The organism is Ruegeria sp. AJ12, from assembly GCF_056536245.1.
On the sequence record NZ_JBQFJJ010000001.1, the window covers coordinates 1492298 to 1516050 of the forward strand.

The following is a 23753-nucleotide window of genomic DNA, read 5'->3' on the forward strand; positions in this document are numbered from 1 at the left end:
CGTTTCACGTCACTTCCCGCTTTTTTTCAGCACGTAGATATCCATGATCCATCCATGCGCAGCCCTTGCGTCGGCACGGGTTGCCACGATCTCGGCCGCGACCGTGTCCAGCCGCCCATGGATCAGGATTTCTTCCTGCATCCCCACATATGCCCCCCACCAGACATCGAAATCCGCCATCTCGAGGTCTTGGAACGAGCATTCGCCGTCCAGCATGACGGCAACCGTCGATGCCGTCTCTGGCCAGCCTTCGTCACGCAGGCGGCGGCCAGTCGTGACCAGATACGGCGCGCCGATGTCGTTGATGGGGATAGCAAATGCTGCCGTAAGGGCTTGCAGCGCCGTTATACCGGGGACTACCCGTTTTTTGGGCTGGGGGTCGAGACGCGCGGCGATTCGGAGCGAGCTGTCATAAAGGGACGGATCCCCCCAGATCAGCAAAGCCACCTTTTGAGCCTCAGGATAGGATTCGATGGCGCGCTGCCACTGCCGCGCAATTGCATCGTGCCATTCATCCACGCCCTGTAGGTAGCCATCGTCTGACCGCCTCTGGGGGACGTCGAAGTAAGCAACTCGTGGTTCTTTTTCAGACACTTGCACGATGATTTGTTCCCGTATCCCGGCCAGATCGGTCTTGCTCTCACCCTTTCGGGGTATCAGGATCAAATCGGCGGAACGAATGGCCTCAGCGCCCTGAAACGTGACATGGTCGGGATTGCCCGTGCCGATACCGACCAGTGTCAGCTCATCCATCATCAGCCTCCGCCAGCGGGCCGTAGAGGATCAGGGCCGGTGCCGTTCCGACCTCTGATTTCAGCGTCTCGGACAGTGCGCCAATCGTGGACCTGTGCAGCGCCTGATCGGGCGTCGAGACAGACTCGGCCATAAGCGCGGGTGTGTCCAATGGCAGACCATGTGCGTGCAGAGCATCGACCAACAATGGAAAGGTTCTCTTGCCCATAAACACAACCGTTGTGGCGTATGCGTCCGCCAGTGCAGGCAGGTTCAGATCTTCGGGCAGTTTTCCGCTGACATCGTGGCCCGTGACGAACTGAACCCGCCTTGCCGTCAGGCGGCGGGTCAGCGGGATTCCTGCTGCCGCCGCCGCAGCAACCGCCGAAGGAACGCCAGGAATGATCTCGTAGCCGATACCAGCGTCGCGCAGGGCCACCAGTTCCTCTTCCAAACGACCAAACAGCCCGCCATCGCCGGACTTCAGCCTGACAACATGCGCGCCGGTTTCGGCGTATTCGACGAGCAGGCGGCTGACATGGTTCTGTTTGGGCGACGGGCGTCCCGCGCGTTTGCCCACGCCGACCAGATCCGCATCCTCGCGCGCATGTGCCAGAATCGGACCGCTGCTGAGGTCATCAAACAGCACGGCGTCGGCGGCTTGCATCCGGTTGACGGCCTTGAGCGTCAGCAGTTCCGGATCGCCGGGGCCCGAACCGATGAATGAGACGAAACCGCTCATACCGTGGCCTCGGCGATCAGGTGAAAGAACGTCCCCGTCACGTGACCGCGCACGGACCCTGTCTGCGGTCCTTCATTACCTTCGGCATCACAGACCCGTGCCAAGGGCGCGTCCGGTTGCTCGGTAATCGATGAATAATGGAACTCGTGTCCGCGAAGCGCTGTACCTGGGGCAAAGCCGGGCATCGGCGCCAGCAATTCGGCCTTGCGGTACCCCAGATTGAATTTGCGCTTCTCGTAAGATGTGACAAGGCCCAGCAGCCCGGCCATCGCGTGCCGGTTGCCGTCCTTGTCGATCAATCCCGCGCCCAAAGCCATATAACCACCGCATTCTCCGTGCACGGGCTTCGTTTCGGCATGGGTTCGCAAGCCCTTCAGAAACCTGTCTGCGGCGGCAAGCGTGCCAGCGTGCAATTCCGGATATCCACCGGGCAACCAAACAATGTCCGCTTCCGCAGAGGGTGCCTTGTTGGCCAGCGGGGAAAACGGCAGGACTTCTGCACCCGCGGCGCGCCAGCCCTCCAGCAGGTGCGGGTAGGTGAAGGAAAATGCTGCATCCTGAGCCAAAGCAATCCGCTGGGCCGGAGGGCGCGGCAGCGCGGCCGACGACGGCCCCACGGGGCCCGAGGAGGCCGCCCGCTTGATCGCCTCCAGATCGACATGTTCCCTCAGAAACGCGGCATATCCGGCGATGGCACTCTCAAGGTCGGGGTGCTCTACCGCCTGAATGAGGCCCAGATGCCGCTCGGGCAAAGTCAGATCGCCACGGCGGGGCAAGACACCCAGCACCGGCAGTCCTGCGCGGTCCATTCCAAGCCGGGTCAGACGTTCGTGCCTTGGGCTGGCGCACCGGTTCAGAATCACGCCCGCAAAGGGCAGGTCGGGATTGTACATCCGAAACCCCAGCGCCGTGGCGGCTGCAGATTGCGCCTGTCCACCGACATCCAACACCAAAACGACGGGCCAACCCATGCGAAGGGCCGTTTCCGCGCTGGAGCCATGACCAAGCTCGCCGGGTTTGGCGACGCCGTCAAACAAACCCATGGATCCCTCGGCGACAACGACATCCGCGCCGTCTGCCTGCGCTGAAATTGCGTTCAGCAGCGGTTCGTCCATCGCCCAACTGTCCAGATTGAACGACGCGCGGCCTGCCGCTGCACGATGAAAGGCCGGGTCGATGTAATCCGGCCCGCTCTTGAACGGCTGAACGGTCAGGCCATCCTCCGCCAGCGCGCGCAACAGGCCCAGCATGACAGTGGTTTTCCCGGTGCCCGATGACGGTGCCGAAATCAAAAGGCCAGGAGGATTAGTCATCGCCATGGCTCCAGCTTGACCATTGGCTGTTTGCGCTTTGCGGGCGATAGCGCCGGTCGTAGGTTTTGGAATACAGACAGCTGTCATCAAACCCTTCGCCGGCCAGCGCGGGCCCGACCATGATCAGCGCGGTGCGTGAAATGCTTTCGTCCACCGCATCGTTCAGCGTGTCAAGCGTCGCTCGGATGATCCGTTCATCCGGCCAGCTTGCGCGATAAACCACAGCCACCGGGCAGTCCGCGCCATAGGCGGGCGTCAGATCGGAGATCACCTTGTTCAGATTGCCGATGGAGAGGTGAATGGCCAGCGTCGCACCAGTTCGGGCGAAGTTGGCCAGGGTTTCTCCTTCGGGCATGGACGATGCCCGCCCGGGCGTGCGCGTCAGAACAACGGATTGTGCCATCCCCGGCAGGGTGAGTTCTGTGCCAAGCGATGCCGCCGCGGCCGCAAAAGACGGCACGCCGGGGGTCACGCTGACCGGTATTCCCATCTCTTTCAACCGCCGGATTTGCTCGCCCATCGCAGACCAGACGGACAGGTCGCCTGAATGCAGACGCGCGACATCCTGACCGGCTTCGTGTGCCGAACCGATCTCGGACATGATCTGGTCCAGATCCATCGGCGCCGTGTTCACGACTTTAGCACCTTCGGGGCAATGGTCGAGTATGGCCTCGGGAACCAGTGAGCCCGCGTACAGGCACACGGGGCAGGACGCTATGATGTCGCGTCCGCGCAGCGTCAGCAGGTCTGCGGCGCCGGGTCCTGCGCCAATGAAATGAACGGTCATGTCTGTCCTCCGCTGGCGATGGCGCAGGTCGCCAACCGGTCGTCCGAGAGTTGTCTGGGTGATAGCAGCCGCGCCCCTGGCCCGGCAGCGGCAAGGGCCGAGGCTTCGGCGACGCTGCCCGTGCCATGGGTGGCGCGGCTGCGCGGTGAACAGGTGAGCGTACGCTGTCCCACCAGATCATTCGGTGCCACAAGATGCAGGGGCAGGGCGGCTTCCTTGACGAATGCTTTCAGGGCTGCGTGACCGTCCTTGTCCGAAGCTGTCGCAATCGCATCTACGCCTTGCCCGTCAGCGGCCCGCTCGAATGCCGCGCGCAAACTGTCTGCAGTGGCGGCAGAAGAAAATCCGATGCCGGCGACGATCATAGCGTTACGCTCCATTGCACCACGGGATAGGCCGCTTTCCAGCCGCGGCGCGCTCCCAACGCCGCTGCGTGGGCCAACTCGATGCGCAGCAACTCTCCACCCAGGTCATCTTGCATCCGGGACAACAACGCTTCGCTCTCCAATGTAACCGCATTTGCAACCAGCCTTGTGCCGACGGGCACGTTTGCGCGGAGCCAGTCCACCAGTTCTGCACTCAAACCCCCGCCGACAAAGACAACATCAGGCGGCGTCAGCCCTTCCAATGCGGCGGGTGCGGTTCCGTGAACCACGTCCAGCCGATCCTGCCCCAGAGCGTCCGCGTTGCGCCGGATCCGGTCGGCCCGGTCCTCAAGCGGTTCAATCGATGTCGCGGTCAGGGTCGGGTCGCACATCAGCCATTCGATGCTGATCGAGCCGGTGCCGCCGCCGATATCCCAGAGATGCTCGCCCCTTTGCGGGGCCAGCGCGGACAAAGTCAGGGCCCGGACGGGACGTTTGGTGATCTGCCCGTCGGTTTCGAAAATGTCGTCCGGTTTGCCGGATGCTTTGGGGAAAGCGCGCCCAGTACCTGCGACCTCCAGGCCGACGCAGACCGGGTGTTCGAACGACCCAAGCAAGGCCTCGGTCAGCGACATGCGGTTGGCGCGTTCGCGCGGCCCACCCAGCGCTTCCATCACGTGCAGCGAAGTGTCAGCAAAGCCGGTGTCGCCGAGGTAGGTGGCAAGTTCTGCGACGGCGGCCCCGTTCCGAAGCAAGAGGATGGCACGGAGCCCCGGTGCCAGATGGGGTCGCAGGCGGGTCAGTGGTGCCGCATGCAACCCAAAGGTCAGCGTGGTTTCCAATGGCCAGCCGAGTCGTGCCGCAGCCAGAGAAAAGGTCGATTGACCGGGCAGGGCGACCCACTCACCGGCATCAAAGTTTCGCGCGATCACTGACCCCGCGCCAAACCAGAACGGATCGCCCGATGCCAGCACAACCGTGCGCCGTCCTCGGTATCCGGTCAGAATGGGCAAGCCGTCCGCAAACGGGACAGGCCACTCGACCCGTTCAGCATCAGCGTTGGGGATCAGGGCCAGATGTCGCTGCGGTCCCATGATGACCTCGGCGCGGTCCAGTACTTGACGGCTTGCAGGTGAGAGGCCATCCAGTCCATCTTCGCCCAGACCCAGAACAGTCAGCCATGGAGTTTCATGCATGTCCAACCTCCTCATCCTTGGCGGCACGACCGAGGCCAATGCTCTGGCCCGCGCCGTTGCGGATACGGGTATCCGGGCCATCTACTCTTACGCGGGGCGCGTGGACACGCCGCGTCCGCAGCCCATTCCAGTCCGCGTTGGTGGGTTTGGCGGCCCGGAGGGTCTCGCGCGCCACATATGGGAGCATGGGATCAGCCACGTCATCGACGCGACACATCCGTTTGCCGTGCAGATGAGCCGGAATGCGGTCGAAGCATGCCAAAAAACCGGCGCGGCCCTTGCGGCTTTGACCCGGCCCCAATGGATTCCAAAGGCGGGTGATCAATGGAGGCACGTCCCGAACATACCCGCCGCTGTTGATGCGCTGGAGGGGCCAGCGCAGCGGGTCTTTCTGGCCGTGGGTCGTATGCATCTGAAGGATTTCGCCAGCCGACCTCAACATCATTACCTGCTCAGGCTGGTTGATGCCCCAACGACCCCGCCGTTTTCGAACTGCGACGTGGTGGTTTCGCGCGGCCCGTTCACGCTGGATGGTGACCGCACTTTGATGCAAAACCATCGCACGGAGTTGGTCGTTTCCAAGAACGCGGGTGGAACCGGGGCACGCGCCAAGCTCGACGCCGCGCGGCTGCTTGGAGTACCGGTTCTGATGATCGATCGCCCCGTCCTGCCGCACCGGTCGGAGTTTCTGAGCGTGGCACAAGTTATGGACTGGCTGGCTCATTCCGGAGTGAACCTCGGGGTGTAAACAATTGCATCGCCGTTGCGTTCAATCATACGGGTAAGTGAGGAACCGACAATAACCACGGTCTGCATGTCCGCCATGTCCGGCGTCGCCTCGGCCAGAGTTGAAATTCTGATGGCCTCATTGGCACGGGATACGGCCCGTGCAAATAGAATTAGCCGCTCGGGTTCACATTCCTCGCGCAGGATTTTTAGTGTTTTCCCAAAGCCTTCCGGTCGAGACTTCGAGCGGGGATTGTAGAATGCCATCGCAAAATCCGCCTGCGCCGCCAGACGCAGCCGTCTTTCAATCACGGACCAGGGTTTGAGATTGTCGCTGAGGTTGATAGCGCAGAAATCATGCCCCAACGGGGCGCCCGCGCGGGCCGAGGCCGCCAGCATCGCGGTGATGCCGGGCAACACGTCGATTGGGATACCGCGCCAGTCCTCCGGGCCGTTTTCCAACGCTTCGAAGACGGCAGCGGCCATGGCGAAGACACCGGGATCGCCCGACGAGACAACCACGACACGCTTGCCTTCCGATGCCATCTGCAGCGCATGTTGCGACCGGTTAATCTCAACCCGGTTGTCGCTGGCATGCAGGGTCAGACCTTCGCGCTCTGCCACGCGCGCAACGTAGGGGATATAGCCGACGACATCCGTGGCTTCTGCCAAAGCACAGGACACTTCGGGAGTGACCAGATCGTCGCTGCCGGGCCCCAGCCCCGCGATCTTGACCCAACCGGTCACGGTCGCCGCCCCTGACCGTGCACCAGAACGATTGAGAAATAGGGGGTCACCTTCTCGCAAGCCTCGGACAGTTTCGTCACCTTCTGGTCTGCCATCTGGGCAAATTCAACAATCCAGGCGCGGTCATAAAGACCGGCGGTTTTCAGCGCCCGTTTCACCTTGTCTATGTTGCGCCCGATTTTCATCACCACCAGCGCGTCGGTCTGCGCCATCCGATGCGCCAGGTCGTCTTCGGGCAGCGTGCCCATCAGAACGGTCAGGACGTCATCCCCCCACGTGATCGGGTCGCCCGTTGCCGTCCAGGCCCCGGACATTCCAGTGATGGCAGGCACAACCTCAACATGAGCTTTGTCACGCAATCTACTGTAAAGATGCATAAAAGACCCATAAAAGAACGGGTCCCCCTCGCATAGCACAATGACATCCTCACCTTGTTCGGCCAGCGTTTTCAGGTGGGCGGCGCAGTCCTTATAGAATGCGGCCAGAAGCTCATTGTACCGCGGGTCCGTCAAAGGAATCTCGGTTGTCACCGGGTATTCCATTGGAAACTCGGTGGCGTCACGCGGGATCATCCCGTTCACGATCTTGCGCGCCTGACCGCTGCGGCCCGGTTTGCGGAAAAATGCGACATGACGCGCATTGCGCAGCAGGCGGTCGGCCTTCACGCTCATCAGGTCGGGGTCGCCGGGGCCGAGGCCCACGCCGTATATCTTGCCCGTGCTCATTCCGCGCGGCTCGCAATGGCGTTGATGGCGGCCACCGTAATGGCGCTGCCGCCCAGTCGGCCCTTGACGATGCAGGACGGCACCGGCTGTGCGGCCCACAGGGCGTCTTTGGATTCCACCGCGCCGACAAAGCCAACCGGACAGCCGATGATGGCCGCTGGGCGGGGGCAGATGGGATCCTCCAACATATTCAACAAGTGAAACAGGGCGGTCGGGGCGTTTCCAATGGCGACCAGAGCGCCGTCCAGTTTGGGCCGCCATAGCTCCAATGCGGCTGCAGAGCGGGTATTGCTCATCTCGGCGGCCAATGGGCGCACCCGTTCGTCATGCAACGTGCAGATCACCTCGTTATCGGCGGGCAGGCGAAACCGGGTTATGCCTTCGCTGACCATGCGTGCATCGCACAGTATTGGTGCACCATTTTCCAGTGCAGATCGCGCCGCCATCACGAAGCCGGGCGAAAAATGTACAAACTCTTCCAGCCCCACCATGCCCGCGGCATGCACCATACGCACGGCAACCTGTTCCTCGTCGGCATCAAACCGGGCAAGATCGGCCTCGGACCGGATCGTGGCAAAGCTCTGCTTGTAGATCGCCGCGCCATCGGTTTCGTATTCATAAGGCATCACGTCAGGTCCATGCTCATAAGTGTCTCGGGGCTCAGCCCGCGCTGGCAGGGCTCATCCGCTGCACAGCCCCGTTTGACAAGATCAAATCGTCCTTTTTGGCCAACCAATGTGATGTCGGCCGGACCCATCCGCGCGCATCCCTTGGCACAGCCCGAGACGTGGAGGCGGCCTTTGGTCCGCGGGGCCAATGCGCGCGCGATCCCGCGGGTTTCCACCTGCGCCTGCGGGCAGAACGGTGCCCCGGGGCAGGCGTCAGTGGTCATCAGCGGGTCATTGCCGTCGGTTACAAAATCAGGAGCGGGTATCGCCGCCCCGCCTTCAAGCAACACCAACCGCCACGGGGTGACGCGCAGGGCGGACGAACCTGTTGCGACGATCAGTTCGCGCAAAGGTTTTGCAGGCAATTGACCGAAGGCGGCGCCGTAGATTGTACCCAAACCACAAGGCCCTGGGTATAGTGGCGCGGCAGTCGGGTTCGGAGCATGGCCTTGCCAGTCTGAAGGCAATCCCAGCGAAGCGACCAGCCGCGCCATACGACGCGTCTCCGGCGTGTAATTGTCCGAGAACCATTCAGCCATCGTGATCAGCTGATCCACGGCCTCGTCTTCGGTTACCAAGCGCCCGGAGTCGGCGCCATCCGCACGCAGTATCAGGCCCTCAGAGCCCCGTTCCAATCGGATGTCAGCAGAGTCCCCGACAAGCAGACGGGCCGACCCTGTATCTATGGCAAAACCGAACTTTGCTGGAAGATCCGGCAGTTCATTCAATCGGTCCGTCAACTCTTGCGTCAGCCGTGCCGTCAGATCGCCGGTGTGATAGAGCGGTGAGACAAGGATGTTGCGTCGGACTTCGATCCCCGGTTCGGCATCCAGCAAACCAAGTGCGGCCAGTTCCTTCAGCAGTGGCTGGTGATCCGGGTCGGCCACTCCGCGCAATTGCAGATTGGCCCGGTTGGTCAGGTCGATTGTGCCACTGCCAAACCGGTCCGCCAGATCACACAGCCCCAGGGCCTGGTCCACGTCCAGCCGCGCCAGCCGAGGCCGCACCCGCACGACCAGACCGTCCCCTGACATCATCGGTCGATGCGCACCGGGGCACCATCCCTGTACAATCGGCGCGCTCATTTCATTCGCTCCAGATCTGCCCGGATCGAGTTCCGGCGGGTCTCCCAAAGACCTGCCTCCAGCAAGGCGCGGAACCGGTCCTGCATCGCCTGATGCGCAAGCGGGTTGGTTTCTTGCAGGAACATGTCGACGTCGGCGTCGCCCAGCGTTGCATCATGATACAGATCAAACAGGTGCGGGGCGACCGTGCCTGACAGATGTGCAAAAGACGCCATATGATCCAGCGTCGCCGCAATCTCGGCCGCGCCCCGGAACCCGTGGCGCTGCATACCCGCAATCCAGCCCGGATTGGCCGCGCGGGCATGGACGACGCGGCTGATCTCTTCGGGCAGGGTGCGGGCGCGTGGGTTATCCGGGTTGGTGTTGTCCAGATGGTAGAGCTGCGCGGAGCCGCCGGTCACTTTCTTTGCGGCGGCAAAACCGGCCTCGTGCGTGGCATAATCGTTTGCCAGCAACAGGTCGGTCTCGGTCAGATCCTGAAGGTGCACGAAGCTGTCGGCATTGGCGACGCGTTGAGTGATGCCGTCGATGTCCTGCGCGATATGCTCGCCCTCCAGTGCGAAGGAACTGGCATCCAGCCAGGCCTGTCCGGCTTGCGCGCGCGCCTCATCCGAATAGGTCTCCGACAGATGTGTCATATTAAGCCCGTAGCTGCCCGGTGCCGGACCGTAGACGCGCGCGGCGGGAGCCTGACCCACATAAGGGTTCCAGTCCGCTGCTTCTTCGCGCTGGCTCAACGCACGAACGGCTTGACCGAACAGCGCCGAAAGCGTGGGGAACACATCGCGGAACAGGCCTGAGACACGCAACGTGACGTCCAGACGCGGGCGGTCCAGATCGGTGATGGGCAACACTTCTATCCCCGAGACCCGCTCCGACCCCTTGTCCCAGACCGGCTTTACGCCCAGCAGATGCAAGGCCATCGCGAATTCTTCACCTGCCGTGCGCATCGTGGCCGAACCCCACAGATCGACGATCAGCCCCTTTGGGTAATCGCCTTCTTCCTGCAGGTGACGGCGCACCAGTTCTTCGGCGAGCTTCACGCCCTGCGCATAGGCGGCCCGCGTCGGCACCGAGCGCGGATCGGTGGTGTACAGGTTGCGCCCGGTTGGCAAAACGTCCGACCGGCCACGATAGGGCGAACCCGAGGGGCCGGCCTCGATCCGCTTTCCGGCCAGAGCATTCAGCAGCGCCTGCTTTTCGCCGTGAGCGGACGGTGCGACATCGAAATCTCCCGTCACTTCAGGCAGGCGGCCAAAGATATGGAGCCCGTCGCCAAACTGGCTTTCCTTGATGTCACAGACGAAACGGTCGATACGCGTGATCGCTTCGGCCGTGCAGGTTGCCTGATCGAGACCCAGATCGCTTTCCAACCCGATGGCCTGTGCCTCGTCGCGGATATCTTCCTGCAGGCGGTCGCGGCGTTTGGGATCCAGGCCGTCAGCATTCGAAAACTCATCCAAAAGAGATTCCAGCCGAACCATCCGGTCCGGCGTGCCGCTTTCTTTCAGGGGCGGCGGGATATGGCCGAGGGTCACCGCACCGATCCGGCGTTTGGCCTGCGCGGCCTCGCCCGGGTCGTTGACGATGAAGGGGTAGATGACCGGCAGGTCGCGGATCAGCGCTTCGGGCCAGCATTCCCGCGACAAGGCAACCGATTTGCCGGGCAGCCATTCCAGCGTGCCATGGGCGCCGATATGGATCAGCGCATCCGCACGTAAGTCTTTGCGCAGCCACAGATAAAAGGCGACATAGCCGTGCCGTGGGGTACGCGACAGGTCGTGATACTCATCGTCCCGCAACTCCGGCGTACCGCGTTCGGGTTGCAACGCGACCAGAGCCTTGCCGCGTCTGAGCGCCGTGAAACGAAACGCGCCGTCGGCGAAGGCAGGGTCATCCTCAGGTCGGCCCCAAACGGTAAGCAGATCCGCGCGCAATTGCTGTGGCAGATCGGACAGCGCCGCCAGATAGTTCGTCAGCGACCACGATATCCGGGCGTCCAGCAAGGTTTCGGAAACCGGCTGCGACGGGGCGGTTTCGTAGCCATCATTTTGCAGATCGGATAGCATCGCCTCGGCCGAAGCCAACGCGTCGAGACCCACCGCATGCGCCATCTGCCAGTCTTTGCCGGGGTAGGTGGACAGCACAATCGCCGGGACCTGTTCCGCCTTTGGTTTGTCCTGCAGCTTCAGCCAGCCGGAAACGCGGTCAACAATGGCCTCGATCCGTTCCAGCTCTGCGCGGTGGGCAAAGCGGGAGTATTCGAGATGCGGGTCGCGTTTTCCGGGTTCCTTGAAAGAGGCAATACCCGCCGAAATCCGTCCGTCTACCTCGGGCAGAACCACATGCATCGCGAGATCGGCGGGGGACAGGCCCCGCTCAGCTTCGGCCCATGCCTTGCGGCGCGAGGTTGAGAGTGCGACCTGAAACACCGGGACATCAGCCGCGTCCAGAGGGGACGTGCCCGTCGCGCCTTTGCCGGAAAAGGACGTCGCATTCACGATTGCTGCCGGGTTCAGTTCCACAACCTGTTCGCGCAGCCAATCTGCGGCAGCCGGCGCTTTCAGAGACGGCGCAAACAAACCGATCGCATCCAAGCCGCGCGCGCGCAGGCTGCGGATCAATGCCGCAACGGGTGCTGTATCGGCAGAAGTCAGGTAGGCCCGGTAGAAGGTTACGAGGATGCGTTTCACATCCCCCGCAAACGCGGTGTCCACCGGGACAACGCCGCGATCCGGACACCATGCGCCGCATTCGGGGATCGACTTCGCTCCCATGACCGGTCCGGCGTAAAGCCCCGCTGCCAGAGCCATCTGCGCCAAGGCAGCCTGTGCCGCGACCTCGCCGCCGGTATCACAGAGATGTGCCAGCCGCCGCAGGGTGGACACGGGCAGGGTGGAATACTCGTCCAGCCGGATATCCTCTCGCCCGTCGGCAGGCAGGACGGCCAGTGCGATGCCCTTGGCTTGCGCCAGCGCAAGTACCTGCTGCAGCCCGTAAGACCAGTAGGGTACGCCGCCTATGAGGCGGATCAGGATACCTTTTGCGCCCTCGAGCGTCTGCTCGACATAGGTGTCTACCGAAAGGGGATGCTTCAGTGCCGTCAGGTTGGCGAGCCGAAGGGTCGGCACGCGCCCCTCGGGTCCGCCACCGCGATGCCAGCCCGCCGCAAAAGCCCCCAGGTCACTGTCCGAGAAAGACAACACCACCAGATCCGCCGGGCTCTGGCCCAGATCGGTTGGGGTTTCTGTCTCTTCTAACCCGTGACTTTCGCGAAAGACGACGTGCATGCGGCGTTACTCGGCAGCCTCGGCGACACCTTCGAGGATGCTGCGGATCGCCGCCGGGTTGATGTCATCATGTTCGGCGATTACCACCAGGCGCGAGCGGCGGTCTTCGTCCGGCCTCCACGGGCGGTCATACTGGTGGCGCACGCGAGCCCCGACCGCCTGAACCAGCAGGCGCATGGGTTTTCCGGACACCGCCGCATAGCCTTTCACGCGGAGGATGTTCAGTTCGTTGGCCAGGCGCTCGATATTGGCGACCAGAGCGACCGGATCGGCCTGTTCGGGCAGCTCGACCACGATGCTTTCGAAATCGTCGTGTTCATGGTCGTCGTGACCGTCGTGATGGGACGGGCGCGCATCCATGTCATCTTCGGCTGCAGCCTCCAGACCCAGCACAACGCGAACGTCCACTGCGCCCTCGGCGACCTCGACAACAGGCAGGGGACGCGGGGCCTCAGCCTCGATGACCTCTTTGGCCTTTGCCACCCCCTCGGGACCGGCCAGATCAGGTTTGGTTAGCAGGATGATATCCGCGCAGGAAATCTGATCTTCGAACACTTCGGACAGAGGCGTTTCGTGGTCGATTGACTCATCCGCCAAGCGCTGGGCATCAACTGCCTCGACATTGGGGGCAAATCGACCGGCGGCCACCGCCTCGGCATCGGCCAGGGCGATCACGCCATCCACCGTGATTTTCGAGCGGATATCCGGCCAGTCAAAGGCTTTGAGCAGCGGTTTCGGCAACGCCAGACCAGATGTTTCGATCAGAATGTGATCCGGGCGCGGCTCCAGCGCCATCAGCGCCTCGATGGTCGGGATGAAATCATCGGCCACCGTGCAGCAGATGCAGCCATTGGCCAGTTCCATGATGTTCTCTGCGGGGCAATCCGGGATCGCACAGGATTTCAGGATCTCGCCATCGACACCCACGTCCCCGAACTCGTTGACGACAACTGCAAGACGCTTGCCCTGAGGGTTCTGCATCAGATGCCGGATCAGGGTCGTCTTCCCAGAGCCCAGAAAGCCGGTGATTACGGTGACGGGAAGTTTTTCAAGGTTTGGCATATCAGGCTCCAATCGGGGGAATACGGGCCGCACAGTTCTTGCGGAAATGTTCGGGGCGCTCGCGCCATTTCACCAGGCCATCTTCCGCGGCGAGGTATTTGATTGCGCCTTCGACGATGATTCCGACATCGTCGGCCTCGTTCAGATTTTCATAGACAAAGGTCCAGCGGGTTGGCCCGCCGCGCAGAACAATCGAGCATCCCTGATCGCAGTTCGACAGGCATTCGACAGGTTTCAGTGCGATCCCATCAGGCAGTTCAGCTTCGGTAAGGGCCTTGTGCAGCTTGGCACCGGGGCGCTGCGCGTCGTCCTCAACAGGCAACCCGCGCCGGCAAGTGGTGCAAACCAGCAGTTCAACTGGTGCGGTTTCGGTCACGTCTCTCATCCCCCTTTTCGGTTCATGGGGGACGGGGTCTCATGCGGGCCACGCTGATCGCCATGGTCCCGACACCGGAACACCCCGTCCGGTCTGGTCTTCGGGCGTTGGCAGGTCTCCCGGCTTGCGGATGTCAGAGCGGCGGCTCTGTCGGATGACCCGCCTTCCCGGCCATTTGGCCAGTGGCATTGGGCACCCTCTCCGGTCACGGTCGCGGGGGCGGCTGCGTTTGGCGGAAAAACCGTTGACGCATTCCCTTTTCATCTGCGGTTGCAGACACCAACGGATCGGACATGCGGCACCGGCGGGCAGCTTGTCAAGCGCGTTACGCGCATCGAACCGGTCAAGGGATGAAAAGCGACCTGTCGGCGTCGCTGGGCGGCATGACGGCACGCGCTGGACCGTGTTGCGGTAGCCGCGAAAATGTAAGCAGGGAGTGATGCTTCATGAAAGTTGGTTTCATTGGTCTTGGCAACGTTGGCGGAAAGCTTTCGGGGTCGTTGCTGCGCAACGGTCTCGATCTGACGGTCCATGATCTGAACCCTGAATTGGTGGCCGAATTTGTGGCCAAGGGGGCGAAAGCGGCCGAAAATCCGGCACAGATGATGCGGGATTGTGACGCAGTTATCACCTGCCTGCCGTCACCTGCAGCCTCGGACGCGGTGATGCAGGAGATGCTGCCGGAAGTCGGCCCCGGCAAGATCTGGATGGAGATGTCCACCACCGACGAGGCAGAGGTCAAACGCCTGGGGGCGTTGGTCATTGAACGGGGTGGGGCGGCGGTGGATTGTCCTGTTTCGGGCGGTTGCCACCGTGCGGCAACTGGAAACATCTCTATCTTTGCGGGGTGCGACCGGGAAACGTTTGAACGTATCCTGCCTTTCCTGACAACAATGGGCCGGCGCGTCCTGCATACCGGCGATTTGGGATCAGCATCGGTTCTGAAGGTTTTGACGAACTATCTGGCGACCGCAAACCTGATCACCTGCGCGGAGGCGCTGGTCACTGCCAAGGCCGCCGGTATGGATCTCAATACGACCTATGAGGCGATCAAGATCTCGTCCGGGACGTCGTTTGTGCATGAAACCGAAAGTCAGGTCATCCTGAACGGTTCTCGCGATATTTCGTTCACAATGGACTTGGTGAAAAAGGACATCGGCCTGTTTCAGGAGGTTGCCGATCGCGCTGGCGTGCCGCTTGAGGTGAACCCGGTGATGATCAAAATCTTTGAAGACGGCATTGCCCGCTTTGGTGATCGGGAGTTGTCCCCCAACATCATCAAAAGGCTTGAGGAAGCCACCGGGCTGGACATCACTGCGCCGGGTTTTCCCACCGAAATGCAGGATGACGAGCCGGAAGAGCCGGGATATGAGGTCATCCCTCAAGGTCGCGAGATGGCTTGAGGCAATCGCACGGAACAAGTGTGGACAAAACGACCCTGGCGCCTGCATACCTTGCAGGCGTCGCATGCATGCGGATCACTCGAAAACATGAGCGTGACGATCTATCTGTAGCTACTTGCGCAGACCTCCGAGCTTTCCAAATTGCCCAACTAGAGCTCAGCCAGTGGAAGAAATCCAATAGACGGGGCGAAAAACGGCATACCTCTTTAAGCCGTGTCACCTTTGGATGACGGCATCTTCCCATTCCGAGAGGAACTTGCGCCTCTTTAACGTGTCGAGAAACGTGAGCAGGGCAGGATCGAGCGCAATTGCTGCGCGTTCATCTGCCGTGTCGTCGGCGCTCAGCAATGGCAGCAACAGCGCTTCTTGAGCAAGCCCGGACCTGTCTCTGACCAGATGTCGGATGAATGCTTCGGCGGCGGCGGGTTCCCGGGTTTCTTTCAGAACCATTGCGGTCCGCATCATTGTCGTTTGAAAATCCGAAGGCAGAATGATTGCCAGGGCGTCTTTCCCATCGGTGCGAGCCGCTGCATAACTGCCCAGCACATTGTAGGCGACTGCGATTGTGCCATCTGCCAGATCTTCGATCATATCGCTGGAACAGCAATAGAGGTGCACATCGAGACCGCCCATGACCTCCATCAGTCGCCAGTAGGTCTCGGATACCCGCGCGTCCTGGGTCGCAAACAGGTATCCTAATCCCGATTGCCGTACGTCATAGGTCCCGACTTTTCCACGAAACGCTTCGGGTCGCGCGCGCAGAGTTTCGATCAGCTCCTGGCGGGTCTGAGGGATCGGTGCGCCCTGGAATGCCGAGCGATTGATCACAATGGCGGCTGGTTCGGAGGTGAAGGCAAAAAGGCTTTGATGCCACTGGGCCCAGGGTGGACCGGGAACATCCTCGATCATCAGGGCGAAGCCGTCGTTTGCGAGTTTCAGCTGCAGATCCATCGCGCTGGAAATGGCAATGTCGAACGCGTCAGGCATGTCCCGGATGCGTCGATTTATGTCTGCTGTACTGGTCACCAGATATTCAACGGAAACGGACGGGTTGGACGCCACAAAGTCTTCGATCAAAGGTGCAAAAAGGGCGGTGTCGGTACTGGATACAATGCGCAGGTGGGCGCCATTTGCGTCCTCGTTGAAAACCCGTTGATCCTCCCAGTTCTGCGCAAACGCTCCGATCGGAAAAAGGCAAAAAATCAAAGCGATAAGGTAACGCATGCGCCGCCTCCTGACCGGTTTGACAGGACCAGCGAACCGCCATGCGCAGCTGCCACATCCTGCGCAATGGTCAGCCCCAGGCCAGACCCGATGGTTCCGGCCGCATTCTGCCCTCGCTCGAACCGCTGCGTGAGCGTTTCGATTTCGTCCACCGGAAATCCGGGGCCTTGATCCCTGACTGCGATCTGCACGCCAGGGGTTGCCGCGACATCAATGACAACCGTGCTGTCAGCAGGCGCATATTTGAGCGCGTTGTCGATCATGTTTCGGACCGCGTTCTGAATCAGAATGGGGTCGCCGGAATACGGCACCGAAGCGTCACCAATCAACGACAGCGAGAGGTCTTTCATTTCTGCGATGGGGGTCAGACGTTGCACAAGGTCGCGCACCAATGCCACCAGATCGACGTCCTCACGTTCCAGGTGATCGGCTCGGAAGGTGATCATGGCATGATCGAGCAATTGACCAGCAGCGCGCGAACTCTCATCAATCGCGCGCATCATGGATCGCAGCGCTTCGCGGTTTTCTTCCTTTTCCACCCGGTGAAGGGTTGCATCCGCGTAGGACCTGACTGTTGCCAAAGGGGTGCGAACCCTGTGCGCTGCCTCGGCAATAAAATCCTCCGACTGGCTCAGGGACTGATCCAAGCGACCCATCAGAGAGTTCAAAGACGTCACCAAAGGCGCCATTTCCCGGGGGACAGGTTTTCGAAACGGGCTGAGGTCCTGGGGCCCTCGGCGGGTAACGGACGTGGTCAGCTTGTTGAGCTGCCCGATCGTGGACGATGTCGCCCAGTAGGACAGCGCTGCCGCCAGAGCGAAGAAACCCAGGCCCAACAACGCCGCATTGCGCGAAATCTGGTCCAGCGTTTCGGACAAGGCATCCTGGGTTTGTCCCAGAGCAACTTCGATTTCCGTCTGCCTTGTTAAACCGACAAGGGTTCGGCTGGCGCTGACTTGCCGGATGTTCTCGCCGCGAAGCTCGCTGGATTGAAATGTCCACCTGCCGTCTGCCGGACCTAGTGTGGGCGAAAGATCGTCATAGCCCGACAAGAACTCGCCATCCTGAAAAATGGCATAATACACGCGATCATCCGATGGCGTGCTGAGCATTGAAAACGCGTTGTATGGAATGTCGACTTCCAGTTCGCCATCCCTGAGCGCGGCGGCGTCCAGGATCGAGCTGGCCGAAGCCCCCAGAATGTTGTCCTGACCCTGCTGCGCCACCTGTGCGGCATAGTTGCGGACCGCAAAGAACAAGAGCAAAGCCAAAATAGCGGCGCCGCCGATCAGGGTGAAAGCGAGGCGGTTTCGCAGGGACCCGGACACGGTTGGGCTAACGGACATGATCCAACCTGTACCCAAGGCCACGCAAGGTCGTGATTTTCAGGTCCGATTTCTCAAGATGCTTCCGCAGACGGCCCACGTAGACTTCGATTGCATTGTCTGACACATCATCGTCGAGCGAGAACAACCTGTCGGCCAGTTTTTGTTTTGAAAACACATGGCCCGGGGCGTTGATGAACAACTCCAGCAGGCGCAATTCACGGTTTCGCAGCGAGACAACGTCATCCCCCACGCTCAGATGACCCGCCACCGGATCAAAGACGATGCCACCGATTTCGATCCTGGTTTTTGTGATCCCGGACTTTCGACGCATCACGGCGCGGCAGCGGGCCTCAAGCTCGGCGTGGTCGAATGGTTTGGTGACATAGTCATCGGCCCCCAGATCCAACGATCCGATTCGATCTGAAACCTGGCTGCGCGCCGTCAGGACAATCACCGGTGTATCCAGATCGCTGGCCCGATGGCGCTTGAGAAACTCACGACCATCCCCGTCAGGCAACATGATGTCCAACAGGATCAGATCGTATTCGTCGAGCTCTACAAAAGCGGTTGCATCTTCCAATTTTGCTGCGTGATCAACAACATGCCCATCCAACCGCATGCGGGAACTGATTGCATTTGCAAGTTCCAGATTGTCTTCGACCAGTAGGAATTTCATGAGGTTCAGGCAGTATTTTTCCACATGACAGGTTTATGTCAGGTTGGTGTGTTTTCTTTCCCTGCAATCTGAGCCGTCAAGCGGCCGGTTGTCAAATGGGAGGAAATCATGACGACTTTCACACTGGGCCGCAGGGCCCTGATCGCAGCTGTGGCCGCGTTTGGTCTGGCCGGGCCTGCCGCGGCTGACGGGCATCAGGTCGTGGACAGCATCCACTTCCTTATCCCTGGTGGTGCAGGTGGCGGCTGGGATGGAACGGCCCGCGGCACCGGTGAGGCATTGACCAACGCCGGACTTGTCGGCACCGCGTCCTACGAAAACATGTCGGGCGGTGGCGGCGGCAAGGCCATCGGGTTCCTGATCGAGAATGCCGACAGCAACCACGGCACGTTGATGGTCAACTCGACCCCGATTGTGATCCGTTCGTTGACGGGGGTTTTCCCGCATAACTTTCGCGACCTGACCCTTGTGTCCGGCACAATCGGAGACTACGCCGCGATTGTTGTGGGTAAAGACAGCCCGATCAACTCGATGGATGATCTGCTTGCCGCATATGACGCGGATCCCGGTGCGACCGCGATTGGCGGCGGCTCGGTTCCGGGCGGCATGGATCATCTTGTTGCGGCCATGGTGATGGAAGCTGCTGGCAAGGATGCGCTGGGTGTCAAATACATCCCCTACGATGCCGGTGGTAAAGCCATGGCTGCCTTGCTGTCGGGCGAGATCGCTGCGTTGTCGACCGGGTTTTCGGAGGCGGTCGATCTTGCGAATGCAGGTGAGGTCAAGATCATCGGCGTGACTGCGGACGAACGTGTGGGCGCGGCCCCTGATGCCATGACCATGAAAGAACAGGGTATCGACACCACCTTCGTGAACTGGCGCGGGTTCTTTGGGGCCCCCGGTTTGCCCGAGGACAAGCTCGTTGCGTATCAGGAAGCCATTGCCAAGATGTACGACACGCCCGAATGGGAAGAAGTGCGGGCGCGCAATGGTTGGGTTAACATCCATAACTCCGGCTCTGACTTCGAAGCCTTCCTGGAACAGCAGGAACAGCAGATCAGCGATCTGATGAAGAAGCTGGGTTTCCTCTAAATTGATCACCGGCAGAGCGGTTCACCGCTCTGCCCACGCTAGTAAGAAAAGGGAGGGGGAGTTATGGCGCTGGATCGCTGGATCGCGCTCGTTCTGTTGGGCATATGTTTGACCTACGGCTACGCGGCCTGGTTTACGATGGATGGCAGCCTGCCCCCCTTCATGCAGCGAAACCCCATTTGGCCAAGCACCTTTCCCAAAGTGCTGTCGATCATGGGGATAATCGCCACGACAATCATTCTGCTGGGCTTTGAAAAGGGCGAGCCGAAAGAGGCCGATATCGATTATCGGCGTCTGGGTGACTATCACCTTGATCAGGCGCTTATGCTGCTGGCGTTGATGGTGATCTACGCTCTGTGCCTGCGCCCGGTTGGCTTCCTGATCTCGACCTCTGCTTTCCTGATCCTCGGGTCTTTCATTCTGGGCGAGCGCAAGTGGCACATCATGTTGCCCGTGGCACTGATCGCGGCAGGGGCTGTCTGGTACCTCGTTCAGGAAGTTCTTGGCATCTACATGCGCCCGCTGCCGGGCTTTCTCGGAGGTTGATATGCTCGAAGGACTTCTGATCGGCCTGCAAACAGCCTTCTCCATCCAAAACCTGCTGATGGTGATTGCCGGTTGCCTTATCGGCACGTTCATTGGAATGCTGCCCGGCCTGGGGCCGATGTCGATCATCGCCATCATGATCCCGGTCGCCATCTCGATGGGCGATCCTTCGGCCGCTCTGATCTTGCTTGCCGGTGTGTATTACGGCGCAATCTTTGGGGGCTCGACCTCTTCCATCCTGTTGAACGCGCCGGGGGTCGCGGGCACCGTCGCCTCCAGTTTCGACGGCTATCCGTTGGCGAGACAAGGCAAGGCCGGCAAAGCGCTCACGGTCGCAGCGATTGCCAGCTTTGCTGGGGGAACACTGGGCGCTTTGCTCCTGATGGTTTTTGCGCCGGCCTTGTCGTCTGTGGCGCTGCTGTTCCATTCCGCCGAGTACTTTGCGCTGATGGTCGTTGGTCTGTCGGCCATTGCGGCATTTGCGGGCACCGGGCAGGTGGCCAAGGCCATCATCATGACCGTTTTGGGCTTGATCATGGCCACAGTTGGGGAAGGTGCCCTGTTCAATCTGCCGCGCTTTACCATGGGCATCATGGATCTGCAGTCTGGCTTTGGCTTTATCACGCTCGCCATGGCGATGTTTGCTTTGCCCGAGGCGTTGTTCCTGGTTCTGAAGCCCAAGAACCTGCAGGGGGATGACGGCGAGATCAAAGACCTGCGCGTCACTCGCGCCGAAGCAAAGGCGATTACACCCGTCATCGGTCGCCAGTCCGTGCAGGGATTTTTTATCGGCGTCCTGCCAGGGGCGGGGGCAACAATTGCCAGCTTCCTCGGGTATGCGGTTGAGCGAAACATTGCACCGAAGGAAGAGCAGGACGAGTTCGGAAAAGGCTCGATCAAGGGTCTTGCCGCGCCTGAGGCTGCCAACAACGCCGCCTGCACCGGCTCGTTTGTGCCGTTGCTCACCCTCGGTATTCCCGGTTCCGGCACGACGGCCATTCTGCTCGGTGCGCTTATTGCGCTGAACGTCACACCCGGCCCCCGGCTGATGGTGGATGAGCCTCAGATTTTCTGGGCGGTCATCATGTCGATGTTTATCGGCAACCTCGTTCTGCTGATCCTGAACCTGCCATTGATTCCCTACATCGCCAAGGTGCTGGCGGTGCCGCGCAACTACCTGATCCCTTTCATTCTCTTCTTCACCCTGATGGGGGCCTATATCGGGCAGAACAACGCCACCGAGCTGCTGATATTGGTTGGCTTTGGGGTGTGTGCCACGGCGTTGAAGTTCGCAGACTATCCCTTGGCGCCGCTGCTGATCGGTTTCATCCTTGGCGGCATGATGGAAGACAATTTTTCGCGCTCGATGCAGCTCTATGATGGTGTTGCCTTTATCTGGGAGCGTCCGATGACTCTGGGCCTTCTGGTGATTGCGGCTCTTCTGGTTCTTCTGCCAAGTTATCGCGCGCGCCGTGCGCGGGCCCGTGCGGCCGGTATAGCGGATGGCGATTGAGCCTCTGGCGGGGCTGCGGGTTCTTGATCTGACCAACGTTCTGGCCGGCCCCTATTGCTGCTATCAGTTGGCGCTGATGGGGGCCGAGGTGATCAAGGTTGAACGCCCCGGTGGCGGAGATCTCGCCCGCGAACTCGGCGTTGACCCGGACCGCAACAAGGCAGGTATGGGGATCAGCTTTCTGGCGCAGAACGCCGGAAAGAAATCCATCACACTGGACATGAAATCCAAGCGGGGCAAAGCGCTGCTCAAGCGGCTGGTTCGGACGGCTGACGTGGTTGTTGAGAATTTCCGGCCCGGCGTCATGGACAGGTTGGGACTGGGCTATGATGCTTTGCGGGAGGAGAACCCAAACCTGATCTACTGCGCGATCAGTGGGTTTGGACAGGATGGGCCGCGCCGCGATGATCCCGCGTATGATCAGATCGTTCAGGGCGTCAGTGGTGTCATGTCGATCACAGGCGCGGCTGACACGGCACCATACCGGGTCGGGTACCCGCTCGCGGATACTGTGGGCGGGATGACGGCGGCCTTCGCGATTTCTGCGGCGCTGAACGCCAACCCGCGCGGTGCCTTTCTGGACGTCGCCATGTCCGAGGCGGTGATTTCGACTATGGGTTGGGTTGTGTCGAACTACCTGGTCGGGGGCGCTGCGCCGGAGGCGCATGGCAATGAGAACACGACCTCGGCCCCTTCGGGTACCTTTGCAACCTTGGACGGCCCCATCAACATTGCCGCCAATCGCGACGGGCAATGGCAGGCGCTTGCGCAGCATCTGGGGCGGGAAGACCTATTGGATCATCCCGACTACGCCACGCGCGAGGACCGGAAAAGAAATCGGCATGGGTTGCGCGAGGAACTGGAAAACACCTTAAAGAGACGCCCGGCACAGGATTGGGTGCGTGAACTGAACACTCTGGGTGTGCCAGCGGGGCGGGTTTTGTCGGTTCCTCAGGCGCTGTCGGATCCTCAGCTTGCGGATCGCGGGCTGATCGGAACGTTGCAGGTTGAGGGCGAGGACCTGCAACTTGCCGGCAGCCCGGTTGTTATGGATGGCCAACGCCGCTTGCCTGCAACCGCACCCCCGCAACTCGGGGACGACAATGATGCAATCTTGTCCGAACTGGGTCTGAGCGCAGAAGAAATAGAACTACTCAGACAGGAGGGGGTCATATGAGCGATGTTGCCGATTGGTGGAAAACCGCAATCATCGACATGGAGCCCGGTCGCATCGCACTGCGCGGATACCCGATTCAGGACCTGATCGGAGAGCTTGGTTTCGCTGAAATGATCTGGCTGATGGTCCGGGGCGACAAGCCATCCCTTGCGCAAGTGAAATTGTTCGAGGCTGCTCTGGTTGCCGCCGTCGACCATGGTCCGCAGGCCCCGTCCATCGCCACGGCGCGCATGGCCGTCACTTGTGGTTTGCCGCTGAACAATGCGATGGCAAGCGCGGTGAACATGCTGGGCGACATCCATGGCGGGGCAGGGGAACAGGCCGTAGAGCTCTATCATTTTGTTGCGGCGCATCCGGGCGGTATCGATGCTGCGATTGGAGACTGGATTGTCGCTCACGGAAAGATTCTGCCTGGTTTCGGGCACCGGTTTCACAAGCCCACTGACCCCCGCGCGCCGCGTCTCATGACATTGGTGGAAGAGGCGGAGACAGCAGGGGCGTGTGAGGGTCGCTTTCGGCAGATCGCAATGTCTGTCGAAACAGAGCTTGCGCGGCGGACCGGACAGCCGATCCCGATGAATATTGATGGCGCCACAGCCGTAATTTTTGCGGAATTGGGCTTTGCGCCGCCTCTGGCACGCGGGTTGTTCTGCCTGTCTCGCTCGGTTGGCATCCTGGCCCATGCCTGGGAACAGATGCAGCAGGGCGGTCGCAACAAGGGGCCGACGCCCCCCGGCTATCGCTGGACGTATTTGAGCAGTGAAACCGGCAAAACGTCTGAAGGATAGCGCGCCGGATGATCTGCACGGTCGCCTGATCAGCAGATCGGGCACTCCGATCTTCAGCTATAGGTAAATCCCGCTTGGTCAGGGACGTGTCTGGCGTCAGGGCAAACTGCGATCAGCGCCGTAGGTCAAACATAAGTATTTGATGTAACTTCACATTTTTTGATGTTTCTTTCAGGTGTGCATTGACATATT

23 protein-coding genes and 1 riboswitch are annotated in these 23753 nt (G+C 60.9%); of the genes, 7 read left to right on the plus strand and 16 right to left on the minus strand.

The window, feature by feature from the left end:
• Positions 1-9: 9 nt before the first annotated feature.
• Genes cobF through cbiE form a run of 6 tightly spaced genes read right to left on the minus strand, consistent with a single transcriptional unit; the run spans position 10 to position 5135 of the window.
• A complete protein-coding gene (cobF, locus tag ACR3E0_RS07570; RefSeq protein WP_480477698.1) occupies positions 10-753 on the minus strand; it encodes a precorrin-6A synthase (deacetylating) in 744 nt (247 codons plus the stop codon).
• Complete coding sequence (gene cobA, locus ACR3E0_RS07575; RefSeq protein ID WP_480477700.1) at positions 746-1474, minus strand: uroporphyrinogen-III C-methyltransferase; 729 nt, start codon at positions 1472-1474, stop codon at positions 746-748. The genes cobF and cobA overlap by 8 nt, the downstream gene beginning before the upstream one ends.
• Entirely contained in the window at positions 1471-2793 is a 1323-nt protein-coding gene (locus tag ACR3E0_RS07580) for a cobyrinic acid a,c-diamide synthase CobB (protein ID WP_480477702.1), read from the minus strand. Before ACR3E0_RS07580 ends, cobA begins: the two co-directional genes overlap by 4 nt.
• A complete protein-coding gene (cobM, locus tag ACR3E0_RS07585; RefSeq protein WP_480477704.1) occupies positions 2780-3574 on the minus strand; it encodes a precorrin-4 C(11)-methyltransferase in 795 nt (264 codons plus the stop codon). Before cobM ends, ACR3E0_RS07580 begins: the two co-directional genes overlap by 14 nt.
• Positions 3571-3939, minus strand: coding sequence for a cobalamin biosynthesis protein (locus tag ACR3E0_RS07590; RefSeq protein WP_480480974.1), 369 nt, complete (start codon positions 3937-3939; stop codon positions 3571-3573). The genes cobM and ACR3E0_RS07590 overlap by 4 nt, the downstream gene beginning before the upstream one ends.
• Positions 3936-5135, minus strand: coding sequence for a precorrin-6y C5,15-methyltransferase (decarboxylating) subunit CbiE (gene cbiE, locus ACR3E0_RS07595; RefSeq protein ID WP_480477706.1), 1200 nt, complete (start codon positions 5133-5135; stop codon positions 3936-3938). Before cbiE ends, ACR3E0_RS07590 begins: the two co-directional genes overlap by 4 nt.
• Between cbiE and ACR3E0_RS07600 the strand changes: the two genes are divergently transcribed.
• Positions 5134-5883 carry a cobalt-precorrin-6A reductase gene (locus ACR3E0_RS07600; protein WP_480477708.1) on the plus strand — a complete coding sequence of 250 codons (750 nt, stop codon included), beginning with the start codon at positions 5134-5136 and terminating at the stop codon, positions 5881-5883. The two genes, cbiE and ACR3E0_RS07600, sit on opposite strands and share 2 nt — an antisense overlap.
• Here ACR3E0_RS07600 and cobJ read toward each other — a convergent pair.
• Genes cobJ through ACR3E0_RS07635 form a run of 7 tightly spaced genes read right to left on the minus strand, consistent with a single transcriptional unit; the run spans position 5856 to position 13823 of the window.
• On the minus strand, positions 5856-6608 hold the full coding sequence (gene cobJ, locus ACR3E0_RS07605) for a precorrin-3B C(17)-methyltransferase (RefSeq protein ID WP_480477710.1): 753 nt from the start codon (positions 6606-6608) through the stop codon (positions 5856-5858). The genes ACR3E0_RS07600 and cobJ overlap by 28 nt on opposite strands.
• Positions 6605-7333 carry a precorrin-2 C(20)-methyltransferase gene (locus tag ACR3E0_RS07610; protein ID WP_480477712.1) on the minus strand — a complete coding sequence of 243 codons (729 nt, stop codon included), beginning with the start codon at positions 7331-7333 and terminating at the stop codon, positions 6605-6607. Before ACR3E0_RS07610 ends, cobJ begins: the two co-directional genes overlap by 4 nt.
• A complete protein-coding gene (locus ACR3E0_RS07615; RefSeq protein WP_480477714.1) occupies positions 7330-7959 on the minus strand; it encodes a precorrin-8X methylmutase in 630 nt (209 codons plus the stop codon). Before ACR3E0_RS07615 ends, ACR3E0_RS07610 begins: the two co-directional genes overlap by 4 nt.
• On the minus strand, positions 7959-9086 hold the full coding sequence (gene cobG, locus ACR3E0_RS07620; protein WP_480477716.1) for a precorrin-3B synthase: 1128 nt from the start codon (positions 9084-9086) through the stop codon (positions 7959-7961). The genes ACR3E0_RS07615 and cobG overlap by 1 nt, the downstream gene beginning before the upstream one ends.
• Entirely contained in the window at positions 9083-12376 is a 3294-nt protein-coding gene (gene cobN / locus ACR3E0_RS07625; RefSeq protein WP_480477718.1) for a cobaltochelatase subunit CobN, read from the minus strand. The genes cobG and cobN overlap by 4 nt, the downstream gene beginning before the upstream one ends.
• Positions 12377-12382: 6 nt before the next feature.
• Entirely contained in the window at positions 12383-13438 is a 1056-nt protein-coding gene (gene cobW, locus ACR3E0_RS07630; protein WP_480477720.1) for a cobalamin biosynthesis protein CobW, read from the minus strand.
• 1 nt (position 13439) lies between these two features.
• A complete protein-coding gene (locus tag ACR3E0_RS07635) occupies positions 13440-13823 on the minus strand; it encodes a DUF1636 family protein (protein WP_480477722.1) in 384 nt (127 codons plus the stop codon).
• Positions 13824-13906: 83 nt separating this feature from the next.
• Positions 13907-14113, minus strand: a riboswitch (cobalamin riboswitch).
• 147 nt (positions 14114-14260) lie between these two features.
• Here ACR3E0_RS07635 and ACR3E0_RS07640 point away from each other — a divergent pair.
• Entirely contained in the window at positions 14261-15217 is a 957-nt protein-coding gene (locus ACR3E0_RS07640; protein ID WP_480477724.1) for an NAD(P)-dependent oxidoreductase, read from the plus strand.
• A gap of 216 nt (positions 15218-15433) precedes the next feature.
• Here the strand turns inward: ACR3E0_RS07640 and ACR3E0_RS07645 are convergent, their stop codons facing one another.
• From ACR3E0_RS07645 to ACR3E0_RS07655, 3 genes are read right to left on the minus strand one after another with little or no spacing between them, the layout of a single operon-like run.
• The gene (locus ACR3E0_RS07645; RefSeq protein ID WP_480477726.1) at positions 15434-16441 is read right to left on the minus strand and encodes an ABC transporter substrate-binding protein; all 1008 of its coding nucleotides are present in this window, start codon (positions 16439-16441) and stop codon (positions 15434-15436) included.
• Positions 16420-17787, minus strand: a complete 1368-nt coding sequence (locus tag ACR3E0_RS07650) for a sensor histidine kinase (RefSeq protein WP_480477728.1) — start codon at positions 17785-17787, stop codon at positions 16420-16422. The genes ACR3E0_RS07645 and ACR3E0_RS07650 overlap by 22 nt, the downstream gene beginning before the upstream one ends.
• Positions 17777-18445: a response regulator transcription factor gene (locus tag ACR3E0_RS07655; RefSeq protein WP_480477730.1), complete on the minus strand. Its 669-nt coding sequence runs from the start codon at positions 18443-18445 to the stop codon at positions 17777-17779. Before ACR3E0_RS07655 ends, ACR3E0_RS07650 begins: the two co-directional genes overlap by 11 nt.
• A 108-nt stretch (positions 18446-18553) precedes the next feature.
• Here ACR3E0_RS07655 and ACR3E0_RS07660 point away from each other — a divergent pair, with 108 nt between their 5' ends.
• The 5 genes from ACR3E0_RS07660 to ACR3E0_RS07680 all read left to right on the plus strand — a co-directional run bounded on the left by ACR3E0_RS07660 (position 18554) and on the right by ACR3E0_RS07680 (position 23561).
• Positions 18554-19537 (plus strand): Bug family tripartite tricarboxylate transporter substrate binding protein, encoded by a 984-nt coding sequence (locus ACR3E0_RS07660; RefSeq protein WP_480477732.1) that lies wholly within the window; start codon positions 18554-18556, stop codon positions 19535-19537.
• Positions 19538-19600: 63 nt separating this feature from the next.
• The gene (locus tag ACR3E0_RS07665; RefSeq protein ID WP_480477734.1) at positions 19601-20083 is read left to right on the plus strand and encodes a tripartite tricarboxylate transporter TctB family protein; all 483 of its coding nucleotides are present in this window, start codon (positions 19601-19603) and stop codon (positions 20081-20083) included.
• Between the two features lies 1 nt (position 20084).
• Positions 20085-21596 carry a tripartite tricarboxylate transporter permease gene (locus ACR3E0_RS07670; RefSeq protein ID WP_480477736.1) on the plus strand — a complete coding sequence of 504 codons (1512 nt, stop codon included), beginning with the start codon at positions 20085-20087 and terminating at the stop codon, positions 21594-21596.
• Positions 21586-22773: a CaiB/BaiF CoA transferase family protein gene (locus tag ACR3E0_RS07675; RefSeq protein WP_480477738.1), complete on the plus strand. Its 1188-nt coding sequence runs from the start codon at positions 21586-21588 to the stop codon at positions 22771-22773. The genes ACR3E0_RS07670 and ACR3E0_RS07675 overlap by 11 nt, the downstream gene beginning before the upstream one ends.
• Entirely contained in the window at positions 22770-23561 is a 792-nt protein-coding gene (locus ACR3E0_RS07680) for a citryl-CoA lyase (RefSeq protein WP_480477740.1), read from the plus strand. The genes ACR3E0_RS07675 and ACR3E0_RS07680 overlap by 4 nt, the downstream gene beginning before the upstream one ends.
• Positions 23562-23753 lie beyond the last annotated feature (192 nt).

Excerpts from the sequence above, each read along its gene's own strand:
- cobW (WP_480477720.1), bottom strand. The coding sequence starts at position 13,438 with ATGCCAAACCTTGAAAAACTTCCCGTCACCGTAATCACCGGCTTTCTG.
- cobA (WP_480477700.1), bottom strand. The coding sequence starts at position 1,474 with ATGAGCGGTTTCGTCTCATTCATCGGTTCGGGCCCCGGCGATCCGGAA.
- ACR3E0_RS07670 (WP_480477736.1), top strand. The coding sequence starts at position 20,085 with ATGCTCGAAGGACTTCTGATCGGCCTGCAAACAGCCTTCTCCATCCAA.
- cobM (WP_480477704.1), bottom strand. The coding sequence starts at position 3,574 with ATGACCGTTCATTTCATTGGCGCAGGACCCGGCGCCGCAGACCTGCTG.
- ACR3E0_RS07675 (WP_480477738.1), top strand. The coding sequence starts at position 21,586 with ATGGCGATTGAGCCTCTGGCGGGGCTGCGGGTTCTTGATCTGACCAAC.
- cobG (WP_480477716.1), bottom strand. The coding sequence starts at position 9,086 with ATGAGCGCGCCGATTGTACAGGGATGGTGCCCCGGTGCGCATCGACCG.
- ACR3E0_RS07600 (WP_480477708.1), top strand. The coding sequence starts at position 5,134 with ATGTCCAACCTCCTCATCCTTGGCGGCACGACCGAGGCCAATGCTCTG.
- ACR3E0_RS07680 (WP_480477740.1), top strand. The coding sequence starts at position 22,770 with ATGAGCGATGTTGCCGATTGGTGGAAAACCGCAATCATCGACATGGAG.
- ACR3E0_RS07645 (WP_480477726.1), bottom strand. The coding sequence starts at position 16,441 with ATGCGTTACCTTATCGCTTTGATTTTTTGCCTTTTTCCGATCGGAGCG.
- ACR3E0_RS07665 (WP_480477734.1), top strand. The coding sequence starts at position 19,601 with ATGGCGCTGGATCGCTGGATCGCGCTCGTTCTGTTGGGCATATGTTTG.
- ACR3E0_RS07590 (WP_480480974.1), bottom strand. The coding sequence starts at position 3,939 with ATGATCGTCGCCGGCATCGGATTTTCTTCTGCCGCCACTGCAGACAGT.
- ACR3E0_RS07580 (WP_480477702.1), bottom strand. The coding sequence starts at position 2,793 with ATGGCGATGACTAATCCTCCTGGCCTTTTGATTTCGGCACCGTCATCG.
- ACR3E0_RS07640 (WP_480477724.1), top strand. The coding sequence starts at position 14,261 with ATGAAAGTTGGTTTCATTGGTCTTGGCAACGTTGGCGGAAAGCTTTCG.
- cbiE (WP_480477706.1), bottom strand. The coding sequence starts at position 5,135 with ATGCATGAAACTCCATGGCTGACTGTTCTGGGTCTGGGCGAAGATGGA.
- ACR3E0_RS07650 (WP_480477728.1), bottom strand. The coding sequence starts at position 17,787 with ATGTCCGTTAGCCCAACCGTGTCCGGGTCCCTGCGAAACCGCCTCGCT.
- ACR3E0_RS07655 (WP_480477730.1), bottom strand. The coding sequence starts at position 18,445 with ATGAAATTCCTACTGGTCGAAGACAATCTGGAACTTGCAAATGCAATC.
- ACR3E0_RS07615 (WP_480477714.1), bottom strand. The coding sequence starts at position 7,959 with ATGCCTTATGAATACGAAACCGATGGCGCGGCGATCTACAAGCAGAGC.
- cobF (WP_480477698.1), bottom strand. The coding sequence starts at position 753 with ATGGATGAGCTGACACTGGTCGGTATCGGCACGGGCAATCCCGACCAT.
- cobN (WP_480477718.1), bottom strand. The coding sequence starts at position 12,376 with ATGCACGTCGTCTTTCGCGAAAGTCACGGGTTAGAAGAGACAGAAACC.
- ACR3E0_RS07660 (WP_480477732.1), top strand. The coding sequence starts at position 18,554 with ATGACGACTTTCACACTGGGCCGCAGGGCCCTGATCGCAGCTGTGGCC.
- ACR3E0_RS07610 (WP_480477712.1), bottom strand. The coding sequence starts at position 7,333 with ATGAGCACGGGCAAGATATACGGCGTGGGCCTCGGCCCCGGCGACCCC.
- ACR3E0_RS07635 (WP_480477722.1), bottom strand. The coding sequence starts at position 13,823 with ATGAGAGACGTGACCGAAACCGCACCAGTTGAACTGCTGGTTTGCACC.